Source organism: Klebsiella sp. Sb-30 (assembly GCF_057652795.1).
The window spans coordinates 898,138-911,436 of sequence record NZ_CM172749.1 but is presented as its reverse complement, the minus strand read 5'-3'; the positions used below and the strand labels follow the sequence as shown (position 1 = coordinate 911,436).

The 13,299-nt window shown below is 55.3% G+C and carries 13 protein-coding genes; 12 read left to right on the top strand and 1 reads right to left on the bottom strand.

The window, feature by feature from the left end; genetic code table 11:
- Positions 1-21 precede the first annotated feature (21 nt).
- On the top strand, positions 22-267 hold the full coding sequence (locus tag AC236I_RS04405) for a hypothetical protein (RefSeq protein WP_004867273.1): 246 nt from the start codon (positions 22-24) through the stop codon (positions 265-267).
- Between the two features lie 110 nt (positions 268-377).
- On the opposite strand, the gene AC236I_RS04400 is transcribed toward AC236I_RS04405, so the two are convergent.
- The gene (locus tag AC236I_RS04400) at positions 378-851 is read right to left on the bottom strand and encodes an Lrp/AsnC family transcriptional regulator (RefSeq protein WP_004867276.1); all 474 of its coding nucleotides are present in this window, start codon (positions 849-851) and stop codon (positions 378-380) included.
- A gap of 151 nt (positions 852-1,002) precedes the next feature.
- Between AC236I_RS04400 and AC236I_RS04395 the strand changes: the two genes are divergently transcribed.
- The 11 genes from AC236I_RS04395 to AC236I_RS04345 all read left to right on the top strand — a co-directional run bounded on the left by AC236I_RS04395 (position 1,003) and on the right by AC236I_RS04345 (position 12,993).
- Positions 1,003-1,614: a LysE family translocator gene (locus AC236I_RS04395; RefSeq protein ID WP_032690846.1), complete on the top strand. Its 612-nt coding sequence runs from the start codon at positions 1,003-1,005 to the stop codon at positions 1,612-1,614.
- A gap of 1,063 nt (positions 1,615-2,677) precedes the next feature.
- Complete coding sequence (locus AC236I_RS04390) at positions 2,678-3,283, top strand: tyrosine-type DNA invertase (protein ID WP_015585808.1); 606 nt, start codon at positions 2,678-2,680, stop codon at positions 3,281-3,283.
- 538 nt (positions 3,284-3,821) lie between these two features.
- Complete coding sequence (gene fimE, locus AC236I_RS04385) at positions 3,822-4,418, top strand: type 1 fimbria switch DNA invertase FimE (RefSeq protein WP_004867283.1); 597 nt, start codon at positions 3,822-3,824, stop codon at positions 4,416-4,418.
- A gap of 495 nt (positions 4,419-4,913) precedes the next feature.
- A complete protein-coding gene (gene fimA, locus AC236I_RS04380; RefSeq protein WP_004867288.1) occupies positions 4,914-5,462 on the top strand; it encodes a type 1 fimbrial major subunit FimA in 549 nt (182 codons plus the stop codon).
- A gap of 72 nt (positions 5,463-5,534) precedes the next feature.
- A complete protein-coding gene (gene fimI / locus AC236I_RS04375) occupies positions 5,535-6,074 on the top strand; it encodes a type 1 fimbrial minor subunit FimI (RefSeq protein WP_032718216.1) in 540 nt (179 codons plus the stop codon).
- Between the two features lie 20 nt (positions 6,075-6,094).
- Positions 6,095-6,835, top strand: a complete 741-nt coding sequence (locus tag AC236I_RS04370; protein ID WP_004867293.1) for a fimbria/pilus periplasmic chaperone — start codon at positions 6,095-6,097, stop codon at positions 6,833-6,835.
- Between the two features lie 73 nt (positions 6,836-6,908).
- Entirely contained in the window at positions 6,909-9,536 is a 2,628-nt protein-coding gene (locus AC236I_RS04365; protein WP_015585805.1) for a fimbrial biogenesis usher protein, read from the top strand.
- Positions 9,537-9,546: 10 nt separating this feature from the next.
- Positions 9,547-10,077, top strand: a complete 531-nt coding sequence (gene fimF / locus AC236I_RS04360) for a type 1 fimbrial adaptor subunit FimF (RefSeq protein WP_015585804.1) — start codon at positions 9,547-9,549, stop codon at positions 10,075-10,077.
- A 12-nt stretch (positions 10,078-10,089) separates the two neighbouring features.
- The gene (gene fimG, locus AC236I_RS04355) at positions 10,090-10,593 is read left to right on the top strand and encodes a type 1 fimbrial minor subunit FimG (RefSeq protein ID WP_015585803.1); all 504 of its coding nucleotides are present in this window, start codon (positions 10,090-10,092) and stop codon (positions 10,591-10,593) included.
- A 26-nt stretch (positions 10,594-10,619) separates the two neighbouring features.
- Positions 10,620-11,516, top strand: coding sequence for a fimbrial protein (locus AC236I_RS04350; RefSeq protein WP_054829215.1), 897 nt, complete (start codon positions 10,620-10,622; stop codon positions 11,514-11,516).
- Between the two features lie 28 nt (positions 11,517-11,544).
- The gene (locus AC236I_RS04345; RefSeq protein WP_004867305.1) at positions 11,545-12,993 is read left to right on the top strand and encodes an EAL domain-containing protein; all 1,449 of its coding nucleotides are present in this window, start codon (positions 11,545-11,547) and stop codon (positions 12,991-12,993) included.
- The last annotated feature ends 306 nt before the right edge of the window (positions 12,994-13,299 follow it).

Genomic DNA, 13,299 nt, shown 5'->3' with positions numbered 1-13,299 from the left:
TTTATCAGAAAGGCAATATTTATGAAAAAACTCCTTCTCGCTCTGGTTACCGCAGCGCTGTTGCTGCCGAGCCTCTCGGCTAACGCGACTTACCGCAGTGATAACCGCCAGGACGCACGCGATACCCGCCAGGATTCACGCCAGGGCGGACGCGATGCCAAACAGCAGTGCGTCAGAGACAATAATCAAAGCAACGCCAGCTGCCGCCAGGATAAACGCGATAACCGTCGCGATGGCCGCCAGGATGCGCGCGACGAAAAATGGTAAGTTAAGCGCGCACGGGCAGGCGTGGCTACCGCGCCCGCCTTCCCCCGCGCCTTGAGATTCAGCACAACGCCTCCCCTGTTATCAGAAATGCCGGCCTGACTCGGGGCGAATCAGCGCGTCAGGTTTAAGCTTTCCAACGGAAAGGGACGATCCTGCACCACGGTTTTCATCACCAGCGTCGAGCGCAAATGCTGCACCCCGGGCATCGCCGAGAGTTTGTCATCATAGAGTTTTTGAAACGCCGGGAGATCCCGGGTGACCACGTGCATCAGGTAGTCCGGATCGCCAAACAGCCGCTGGGCCAGCACGATCTGAGGGATCTCTTCAACCGCCTCTTCAAACGCGCTCACCGCTTTTTTATCACCCTCTTTTAAGGTCGCAAACACGATGGCCAGGAAATTAAAGCCCATTTTCAGAGGATCGAGGTTGGCCCGATAGCCGGTGATAACCCCTTCCTGCTCTAAAGCCCGCAGCCGTCGATGACAGGGAGAGAGGCTCAAATTGACCCGTTCAGCCAGCTCGGTAATCGACAGACGACCATCGGATTGCAGCTCAGCAATAATTTTTCGATCTATGCTATCCATTTGGAAGATTTTCTCTTAAACAGGGGGTTTTCAGCATAACATTGAAAACTTATTTCCCGTAAATCCCGATATTCTTTTCCTCTACAGAATACGGATACCGACGGGGGATCGTTATGCGCAATACCTTGAAACACGGTGGAGAGAGCCGGTCATGGAGATGAGTTTTATCGCCGGGTTCTGGGTTGTCTCTTTCCTGCTGATCATCACACCCGGTGCCGACTGGGCCTATACCATTAGCGCCGGCATCCACGGACAACGGGTGCTTCCCGCGGTGATCGGACTGATGTCCGGGCATCTGCTGGCGGCCATTATCGTGATCGCCGGGATCGGTGTGGCCGTTACCGGTCACCCGCTGGTGCTATCGCTGATCACGCTGCTGGGCGCAGCCTATCTGCTGTGGCTAGGGATCGCGATTTTGCGTCACCCCACCACGCCTGACGCCGCAACGCAGCAGGCCGGAAGCTGGAACCGTTGGGCGCTAAAAGGGTTATGTATTAGCGGGCTGAATCCAAAAGTCTTTCTCTTATTCCTCGCCCTGCTGCCACAATTTACCGATCCTGAAGGACGCTGGCCGGTTGCACTGCAAATGTCGGCCCTGGGAAGCATTCATCTGTTGACCTGCACGCTGATCTATTTTCTGGTTGGCTACGGGTCAAAAAGGCTATTAACCCACCGGCCGGAGGTGGCAAGAAGAGTCAGCATGACCTCCGGAGCGATGATGGTGGCGATAGCCATCCTGCTATTCTACAGCCAGCTGAAATAACGCTGCAGACGCGGGATGAACAAAATAGATTCACACCGGTTTAAGTTATTTGTGCCCTCTCGACAGGGGGCCATCGCCCTGTCTGCATATTTCGCGGCAAGGGTTTGAATCTATTCGCCGTGAAAAACCCCCTTTCTCTGTGATACCGGGGAAAGACTCCAGATAACTCCAGTAATCTTCATAAAATTCCAAAACTGCATCTTAACAAACAACAGGATAGCCAGAACCCTCAAGCGAAAAGCGTCAAATAACTCCAGTACCCCCCCTGACCGCCACCATTTTCGCGCGCTACGCATACGAAATCGCCCTCCGGCCCTTAGCCGAAATTAAGTCCCGCGCTGAGAGGAGGCTTGTGCCGCCGGGCTTATTATTACTATTCTCGAACATAATTTTGCAGTATGGTTTAATCATTGTTGTAGTGATGCAGTGAATGCTACCCAGGCGAGTATATCGTTCTTCGCGTTCTGCGAAGCGCTTCGTGGAATATTCACCAGGCCAGAGCCGGATTCACTTTTGTAAGGAATGGCGGCAGGTTAACGGGCATTTAATTATTAGCAGACCAGACACAAAAATCCTTCAACCTGCGCCGAGGCGACAAGGGAGAACCCGGAGATGATTTATCCATCCCCGTCCGCTAAGAGATCCGCCAGTCGTGATATCTCATGGCAGAGCGGCATGTATCAGGATGTCGATATTCGTTGGGCTAGCGCCAGAGCGATGCCCTGCGCCCCTGTATCACCGGCGTGTGCAACCAGGAGGAATGAAGGATGATCGGGACATGCTCCCCCCCAGGAACAGCGTCATTGTTTAACCCAAAAAGATTTAATCCATTGTATTCCATGAAGTCATTCGTTCCAAAGCATGGAGATACTTCATGATTCAACTAAATACCCGCCTTCTGATGACCCGGTTCAGCTTGATACAAGCTGGAGTACGTGACACGTTTTAAAAGTGCCTGGCGCGATGGCGAAATATAAGCGAAAAAATGTTCAATCGGACAACAAAGCTGGCCTGACGACAACGAATAGTTCGTAATATACGCCTGCAATTAAAAGGGAATATAATGAAGAATAATGCCGATATCAAAAAAAGGAACTTCCTTACTCAGAATGAGATTGAATCGCTTCTTAAAGCGGCGAACACCGGAGCACATGCTGCCCGAAACTATTGCCTGACATTACTCTGTTTTATTCATGGGTTTCGCGCCAGTGAAATTTGCCGCCTGCAAATATCTGATATTGACTTGCGCTCTAAGTGTATTTATATCCATCGTCTTAAAAAAGGATTTTCCACTACCCATCCTTTACTCAATAAAGAAATTCAGGCACTGAAAAACTGGCTGGATATTCGAAAAACCTATCCGCATGCCGACAGTGAATGGCTGTTTTTATCGCGTAAAGGCAATCCGCTTTCCCGCCAGCAGTTTTACCAGATAATATCCTCCTCCGGAGGCACCGCCGGATTAACGATTGAAATTCATCCCCATATGCTTCGCCATTCATGCGGATTTGCGCTGGCGAATATGGGTATCGATACCCGCCTTATTCAGGACTACCTTGGCCACCGAAATATCCGCCATACCGTCTGGTACACCGCGAGCAACGCCGGGCGTTTTTACGGCATCTGGGACAATGTAAAAGAGAAGCAGCGTAACAGCATTTTGCAATGACGGTCCGGGCGTCAAAAGGAGTTGACGCCTGATACTCTTGATGGCGTTAAAATGAACAACGATCGCTGAAAACATTAATAAATATTAACCATGCGTTAATTACGATTATTGTTCCCGCAAGTTCTTATTTCATACATAATACGGTTCCTGCTGAAACCCTTGTAAATACTCAGGATTTCAATTCGTTATTTATTGTCAGGTTAAACCATTCAGCATTATATTTTCCGTCCAAAGCCAGCTTCTCATTCACTTTTTTTCCTCGTAATTTGATGTACCTGGCAAGAAGCCTTGCTGTCACTATTGTGATATGCCATAAAATCTATAAAAATAAGAATTGTCGTGTAGCTATATTTTAACGATGTGTGAATGTAATGTGACCATCTATTTTTACAGCTTCAACATCATGGCAACGTGAAGAATGAACTGTATATGTACCTTTATATAATACGCCTTTAACACTGCGGATTATTTTTTAACCGTCCTGATAATTGCTTCAGGACGCTGTCTTCGTGCAAATTAATTTCAGGAGCATTGTATTGTGAATCGACGTCGTTTTCTTACCGCCAAAGAAGTTCAGGCAATGATGCAGGCGGCACGGCAGGGTCCAACCGGAGAGCGGGATTATTGCCTTATCCTGCTGGCCTTTCGTCACGGGATGCGCATCAGCGAACTGCTCGATCTGCACTATCGCGATCTTGACCTCAATGAGGGCCGCATCAACGTCCGTCGGTTGAAGAATGGATTTTCGACCATCCACCCGCTGCGATTCGACGAGCTGGAAGCCATTGCGCGCTGGACCCAGGTTCGCGCCGGCTGGAAAGCGGCACAAAAAACCAATGCGATTTTTATTTCCCGCCGCGGCACTCAGCTTTCCCGCCAGCAGGCCTATCGGATTATTCGTAGCGCCGGCGAAGAGGCCGGAACCGCTACCCACACTCACCCGCATATGCTGCGCCATGCCTGCGGCTATGAACTTGCGGAAAGAGGGACAGATACCCGTTTAATTCAGGATTATCTGGGTCATCGCAATATTCGACATACAGTGCGTTATACCGCCAGCAATGCCGCGCGTTTCGCAGGATTATGGGAAAGAAATAATCTGCTTGAAGAAAATTCTCATGGTTCGAAGAAATGATTTATTCATTTGATAAATAAGGATAAATTTAAAAATGAACAAGTCAATTGGGGCCAAACTGTTTATATCATAAAAATGTTTTGCAATCTTTTGCAACTGGCAAGTACATATATTCTCACGAATTAAATTCATCCGATTGATTACTATCATATTTTACCCTTAAGAAACTTTACTTATCTCTTCATCCTTTCCGCTTACCCGTCATCTCATCCGCCCTGACCTCGCCCGATGACCGACCTTCTTCAAAACAAAAAAACAGAAAATAAAACCAACAAACAATAAATAAAAAGAATAATAACCTAACAACAATCTAAAAAAACCAAAAAACCAGGTGTTTATCTCAATGAGTCAAAATGGCCCCAATTGACTCATCAGTTGGGCGAAAACTGCGCAGAGCCGGCAGTCGAACCATTCGGCTGATACATGGAATGCCTGGAAGGCACGACGACTGCCAATTTCGGTTCGTAATATCGACATTGTTTAAAGGAAAACAGCATGAAAATCAAAACACTGGCTATCGTTGTTCTGTCAGCCCTGTCTCTGAGTTCCGCGGCGGCCCTGGCTGACACCACCACGGTTAATGGCGGCACAGTGCATTTTAAAGGGGAAGTGGTCAACGCGGCCTGTGCCGTTGATGCTGGCTCTATCGATCAGACCGTTCAACTGGGCCAGGTTCGTTCAGCCAAACTCGCTACTGCAGGCAGCACCAGCTCTGCGGTCGGTTTTAACATCCAGCTGGATGATTGCGATACTACCGTCGCAACCAAAGCTTCCGTTGCATTCTCCGGTACTGCCGTAGACAGCAGCAACACCACCGTTCTGGCACTGCAGAACTCTGCAGCCGGTGGCGCGACGAACGTTGGCGTACAGATCCTCGACAGCACCGGTACTCCGCTGGCGCTGGACGGCGCAACCTTCGGTGCAGCAACCACGCTGAACGACGGCACCAACATCATTCCTTTCCAGGCTCGCTACTACGCGACTGGCGCGGCAACCGCAGGTACTGCTAACGCCGACGCAACCTTCAAAGTGCAGTACGAATAATTCACTCATCACGCAAGGACGCTGCTCGGGCCAGGATGGCCCGTTATCCACAACAGGACTGGGGTGATAACGATGCAAGGAATGAAATCTGGCCTGCTGTTTTTTTTACTGTCGCCGCTCGCGCTGGCCGGAAACCAGTGGAATGTGACGTTACCCGGCGGAAATATGCGCTTTCAGGGCGTCATTATTGCCGAATCCTGCCGCGTTGAAGCAGGAGACCAGCAGTTGACGGTCAACATGGGACAGATCAGCAGCAATCGGTTTCATTCGCCAGGGGAAGATACTGACCCTGTTCCTTTCGATATTCATCTCCAGGATTGCAGCACCGCCGTCAGTCAACGGGTTGGTGTCGCCTTTCATGGCGTCGCTGATGGCAAAAATCCGGACGTGCTCTCGGTTGGCGAAGGCCCCGGCATCGCAACCGGTATCGGCGTCGCGCTGTTCGACAAAGAAGATCGCCTGATTCCGCTCAACAGCCCACCGGGCGCCTGGTCACGACTGTATACCGGCCCCACCACGCTCCATTTTGTCGCTAAATATCGGGCGACCGGACATCAGGTTACCGGCGGAGCCGCAAATGCTCAGGCCTGGTTCTCTCTGACCTATCAGTAATTAACCAGCAGGCATACCGGATGCAGGACATAACGGCGAGTATAAAAGGGGAAAACGTGAGAAAAACACTGGGGATGACACGCTGCTTACTGGCGGGCTTATTGATGATAACGACCGCCGGTTTCGCTGCGCGTGCCGAAGCGGGCGTGGCGCTGGGAGCCACCCGCGTTATTTATCCCGCCGGACAAAAGCAGGTTCAGCTGGCGGTGACCAACAATGACGACAACAGCACCTATCTGATTCAGTCGTGGGTCGAAAACGCCGACGGACAAAAAGACGGGCGCTTTGTGATCACCCCACCGCTGTTCGCTATGCAGGGCAAAAAAGAGAATACGCTGCGCATAATCGATGCGACCAACGACAAGCTGCCGCAGGATCGGGAAAGTTTGTTCTGGATGAACGTGAAAGCCATCCCCTCCATGGATAAATCAAAGCTTAGCGATAACACGCTGCAGCTGGCGATTATCAGCCGCATCAAGCTCTATTACCGCCCGGGGAAACTCGCGCTGTCGCCGGATCAGGCGGCAGAGAAGCTGACGTTTCGCCGTAGCGCCAACACGTTGACGCTGATCAATCCCACGCCCTACTACCTGACGGTGACCGAACTCAATGCCGGCACCCGGGTGCTGGAAAATGCGCTGGTTCCGCCGATGGGGGAAGCCTCGGTAAAAATCCCGTCCGACGCCGGACGCGACATCACCTACCGGACGATTAACGACTACGGCGCACTGACCCCACGGATGAAGGGCGCACTGCAATAACCACGGGGAAATAGCGTTCTCCCCTGAAATATAAAAAGAACTGACAGCCGGGCGACTTCGGACCGGAGGGACTATGTCACATCTGAAATATGGATCGGACCGCCTGGGTGCGCGGCGCCGCGCGTCGGGATCGGCTCGCGTCTTTGCCCGGTTCCCTTTTGCCCTTTTGCTTGCCATGCAGGCCTTTTCCGCGCAGGCGGAACTTTACTTTAACCCGCGTTTCCTCGCCGATGATCCTGCCGCAGTGGCGGATCTGTCGAATTTCGAAAAGGGTCAAGAGGTGCCACCGGGCACCTATCGCGTCGATATCTATCTGAATAACGGCTTTATGACGACTCGCGATGTCACCTTTAAGAGCGGAGAGAACCACCACGGTCTGGCTCCCTGCCTGACCCGCGGCCAGTTGGCCAGCATGGGCGTCAACACCGCCGCCGTGTCCGGTATGAATGCCCTCGCGGCCGATGCCTGCGTGCCGATGGCGGAGATGATCAAAGAGTCGACCAGCCGTTTTGACGTGGGCCAACAGCGCCTGTATCTGACCGTGCCACAGGCTTTTATGGGCAATCGTGCGCGCGGATATATCCCGCCCGAACTGTGGGATGACGGCATCACCGCCGGGCTGCTGAACTACAACTTTACCGGCAACAATGTCCATAACGATATCGGCGGCAGCAGCAACTATGCCTATTTGAATCTGCAAAGTGGCCTCAACCTCGGCGCCTGGCGCCTGCGCGATAACACCACCTGGAGCTACAGCAGCGGCGGCAGTTCATCGAGCAACGAGAATAAGTGGCAGCACGTCAACAGCTGGCTGGAGAGGGATATTGTTCCCCTACGCTCACGCCTGACGCTCGGCGACAGCTATACCAACGGCGACGTGTTCGATGGCATCAACTTCCGCGGCGCCCAGCTGGCCTCTGACGACAATATGCTGCCGGACAGCCAGAAAGGTTTCGCCCCGGTCATTCACGGGATTGCCCGCGGGACGGCACAGGTCTCGATCAGGCAAAACGGCTATGAGATCTATCAGAGCACGGTGCCGCCGGGACCGTTTACGATCGACGACCTCTATGCCGCCGGGAACGGCGGCGATCTGCAGGTCACCATCAAAGAGACCGACGGTACCCGCCAGGTCTTTACCGTGCCGTGGTCAACGGTGCCGGTGCTGCAGCGTGAGGGCCATTCGCGCTTCGCTCTGACGGCGGGGGAATATCGCAGCGGTAACGACCAGCAGGAGAAGCCGAAATTCTTCCAGGGGACATTGCTGCACGGCCTGGCGGCGGGCTGGACGCTGTACGGCGGCTCCCAGCTTGCCGACCGCTACCGTGCCTTTAACCTCGGCGTCGGCAAAAACATGGGCGAGTTCGGCGCCGTATCGCTGGACGTGACCCAGGCCAACGCCACGCTACCTGATGACAGCAAGCATCAGGGGCAGTCGCTGCGTTTTCTCTATAACAAATCGCTTAACGAAGTCGGCACCAATATTCAGCTGGTCGGCTACCGCTACTCCACGCGGGGCTATTACAGCTTTGCCGATACCACCTATAGCCGGATGAGCGGCTACGACGTCGAGACCCAGGATGGCGTTATCCAGGTGAAGCCTAAATTCACCGACTACTACAACCTCGCCTACAGCAAACGCGGCAAGGTGCAGGTCAGCGTCACCCAGCAGCTGGGACGCACCGCCACGCTCTACCTGAGCGGCAGCCATCAGACCTACTGGTCAACCGGCAAAGCGGACCAGCAGCTGCAGGCCGGACTGAACACTGCGGTTGACGACATCAACTGGACGCTGAGCTACAGCCTGACCAAAAACGCCTGGCAGCAGGGGCGCGACCAGATGCTGGCGGTCAACGTCAACATTCCGTTCAGCCACTGGCTGCGCTCGGACAGCAAATCAGTATGGCGCCATGCCAGCGCCAGCTACAGCATGTCGCACGACCTCGATGGCCGGATGACCAACCTCGCCGGGCTGTACGGCACGCTGCTGGAGGACAATAACCTGAGCTACAGCGTGCAGACCGGCTATGCCGGCGGCGGCAACGGCGGGAGCGGCGGTACCGGATACGCGGCGCTGAACTATCGCGGCGGCTACGGTAACGCCAACGTCGGCTACAGCCGAAGCGATGGCCTGAAACAGCTGTACTACGGCGTAAGCGGCGGCGTGCTTGCCCACGGCAACGGCGTCACCTTGAGCCAGCCGTTGAACGATACGGTGGTGCTGGTTAAGGCTCCGGGGGCCGACAACGTGAAAGTGGAAAACCAGACCGGGGTGCGTACCGACTGGCGTGGCTATGCGGTGTTGCCGTACGCCACCGAATATCGTGAAAACCGCGTGGCGCTGGACACCAACACGCTGGCTGACAACGTCGACCTGGATGATGCGGTGGTCAGCGTGGTGCCCACGCACGGCGCCATCGTGCGCGCAGATTTCAAAGCGCACGTCGGCATGAAGCTGCTGATGACGCTAACCCGTAATGGCAAGCCGGTTCCGTTTGGCGCCATGGTGACCTCAGCCAATAACCAGAGCGGCAGTATCGTGGCCGATAACGGGCAGGTTTATCTGAGCGGTATGCCGCTGGCCGGCAAAGTGCAGGTGACATGGGGTGAAGGCCCCGATGCCAGCTGCGTGGCCGAGTATCAGCTGCCGCAAGAGAGCCAGCAGCAGGCGTTGAGCCAGCTGTCTGCCGTCTGTCGCTAAGGAAGAAATGATGATGACCAAATCGCTGTATCTGCTGGGAGCCGTGCTGTCGCTGGCCATCGCCAACGCTTTCGCGGCCGACAGTACCATTACCATCAGCGGATATGTCCGGGATAACGCCTGCGCGGTGGCGGGTGAGTCAAAAGACTTTACCGTCGACCTGATGGATAACGCCGCTAAACAGTTCAACACCATCGGCGCGACAACGCCGGTGGTGCCGTTTCGCATCGTGCTGTCGCCCTGCGGCAGCTCGGTGACCGCGGTCAAAGTGGGCTTCATCGGCGTGGCGGATAACGACAACACCAGCTTACTGAAGCTGGACAGCGGCGCGTCGGCCGCGGCGGGCATGGGGGTGCAGATTCTCAATGGTCAGCAGACGATGCTGCCGCTGAACGCCCCCTCAACGGCGATCGCCTGGACGACGCTGACGCCCGGGCAGACCAATACCCTGAACTTTTATGCGCGGTTGATGGCCACCCAGGTGCCGGTTACCGCCGGGCACGTCAACGCGACAGCGACATTCACGCTGGAATTTCAGTAACCGGAGGTTGAGATGAAATGCATTCCCCGAGAATGGCTTCTGGCGGGCGCGCTGGCACTGGCCTGCTCTCCCCTACAGGCGGCCGATATCACGATCACCGTTAACGGCAAAGTGGTCGCCAAACCCTGTACGGTCTCGACCACGAATGCCACCGTCGAGCTCGGCGACCTGTATACCTTCAGTCTGGTCTCGGCAGGCGCCGCTTCGGCCTGGCACGGCGTGTCGCTCGATCTGAGCAACTGCCCCATCGGCACCTCGCGCGTCACCGCCAGCTTTAGCGGTACCGCGGACGCCACCGGGTATTACAAAAACCAGGGTACCGCCGGCAATATCCAGCTGGAGCTGCAGGATGACGGCGGAACCACGTTGAACAACGGCGCCACTAAAGCAGTCCAGGTCGATGACTCAACGCAGTCCGCCCGTTTCCCGCTGCAGGTCAGAGCATTGACGGTTAACGGCGGCGCCACCCAGGGAACCATTCAGGCGGTGATTAGCGTCACCTACACCTACGCCTGAATCAGGAGAGTAAGTTGATGAAAAAAATGATGACCCTGTTGACCACGCTGCTGCTGTTGGGCTGGTCGGTTAATGCCTGGTCCTTTGCCTGCAAAACCGCTACCGGGGCGACGATCCCCATCGGCGGCGGCAGCGCGAACGTCTACGTCAACCTGACGCCGGCGGTGAACGTCGGGCAAAACCTGGTGGTCGATCTCTCCACGCAAATCTTCTGCCATAACGACTATCCGCAAACCATTACCGACTACGTGACCCTGCAACGAGGCTCCGCCTATGGCGGGGTGCTGTCGAGTTTTTCCGGCACCGTAAAGTACAACGGTACCTCCTATCCCTTCCCCACCACCACGGAAACCGCGCGGGTCATCTATGATTCAACCACCGATAAACCGTGGCCTACCGTGCTCTATCTGACGCCGGTCAGCACCGCTGGCGGGGTGGCGATCACCTCCGGTTCCCTGATCGCGGTGCTCATTCTTCACCAGACCAACAACTATAACAGCGACTCCTATCAGTTTGTCTGGAACATTTACGCCAACAATGATGTGGTGGTGCCGACCGGCGGCTGCGATGTCTCCGCTCGCGATGTGACGGTAACGCTTCCGGATTATCCTGGCTCAATGGCCGTTCCGGTGACGGTTCATTGTGCGCAAAACCAGAATCTCGGCTACTACCTTTCCGGCACCACCGCCGATACCGCCAATTCGATCTTCAGCAATACCGCTTCGACGTCGGCGGCGCAGGGGATTGGCGTACAGATGACGCGTAACGGCAGCATCGTGCCCGCCAACAGCACGGTGTCGCTGGGTACGGTCGGCACTTCGCCGGTCAATCTGGGGCTCACCGCGACCTATGCGCGAACCACGGGTCAGGTGACGGCAGGTAATGTGCAGTCCATTATTGGGGTGACGTTTGTCTACCAGTAAGGGCTGCGCGACGCAGGCCTCCCCGCCGGTGGACTATATTCTTTCGCCCTGCGCGATAGCCGCCGAGGGGCTGTCTTCCCTGATGGACGACGGCGGCCTGCTGCGGCCCAGGCGCCTGTTCCCTCAGCTTCACGAGGCGCTGTTAATCCCCGATATTGTGACCGTCAGGCGTATCGTGGTTTTTTTACCCGACGATCCGTTCTGGCTGCTGCTCACTCTGCGGCAGGCGGGGCTGCTGCTGAAACACAGCGCCGTTCCGCTGCCGATGCTGATCCTCAGCCGCAGCCCGGCCAACTGGCTGTGGCAGACGCTGTTACATCAGGTCGGCAAGCCGCGCCATCTGGCCAGGGTACGGGCCGTCGCCTCTGATTTACCCTGTCGACAGCTGGCGGCGCTGCTCAGACCCGACGGCGGACAACGCTATCCCCTGCTGGCGCAGCTGGCGTCTCAGGAGATGATTATCTGCGCTAAACCGGCCGCCGGCGTGACCAAACCGGAACTGAGCACCGCGCTGGACTGGCTGCGGGGATTCAGCATCAATCATCAGGCACAACGTCGGGGGCTTAGTCACAAAACCCTCTACACCCAGAGAAGCTCAGGACTGAAAAAGATGGTTGAACATCATCCCCATCTGGCCAACCGTTTTCCCGGTAGCCAGACCAAAGGACAGAAAACGAGCGCGGTTACCGCGCTCTCCGCTTTTGAACGCGAGTTCATCCATGCCATTCACTGCCGGCAAGTGTTTCCTGTGTTTCAGCCCATCACCGATGGCCGCCTGATGTTGCAGGGCATCGAAATGCTGTCGCGCTGGCGACGCAATGGCGATGTACTGTTGCCAGCCGAGTTTCTGCCGCAGATACGCTCGGAATATGCCTGGCTGCTGCTCACGGCATTCGTCCTGCAGGAGGCCGTGCAGAATATCAATCAATACCCGGGCGACTATTATTTCGCGGTTAACATCCCGCCGGTCATCGCCAACAACAGCAACATTATCCGGATGATGGAGGCGGCCCGTCAGCAGCTGCAGGAACCGCAGCAGGGTGAGAGGCTGGTACTGGAATTTGCCGAAACTGTCGATCTCAATCGTCACAGTAAAACGGGCGATACGATCGCCCGCTTACAGCAGCAGGGCTTTCGCATCATGCTTGACGACTGCTTTTCGCGCAGCAGCGTCCTGTTTCCGGTCCGCACCGTGCGCTTTAATGAGTACAAGCTGGATATCAGTATCGTCAACGATCTGCAGCGGGATCCCCACGCCCTGGCGCTGATCAAAAGCCTGATCTATTACTGCCAGCTTTCCGGTAGCCGCTGCATTGCCGAAGGGGTCGATAGCCTGGAAAAATTTAATATGCTGAAGGCGTTGGGCATCGATCGCTTTCAGGGCTATCTGATCTCACCGCCGGTCACTGGCGATAATCTGGAGGATCTTATTCAGCGTTTTTCGCCGGGACGCTATCCCACCAGCATTGCCGGGTAAATCCCATCCATTTTCAGCTCCGTCCAGCATGAAAAACCCGACCATCCGGGTCGGGATTCTCCATTAAACTTCAGCCCTGATATCAATTCACATGGCTATGGCGTCAGGGGTAAAACCCCTGGCTCCGGGTTCGGCTTCGCGGCGGGACTAACGGGCGTAATCCACCGGCTCTCGATGAGCAGCAGCGGGCCGTTGGCAGCGGGCTGGACTGCTCAGCCGTCTCCATTTCCCAGTCTGGTTACCTGTCAGGCCGTTCAGCTGGTGAGATCGGCGGCACATCTCAAAGAGGCATTTGACGGTAGAGAG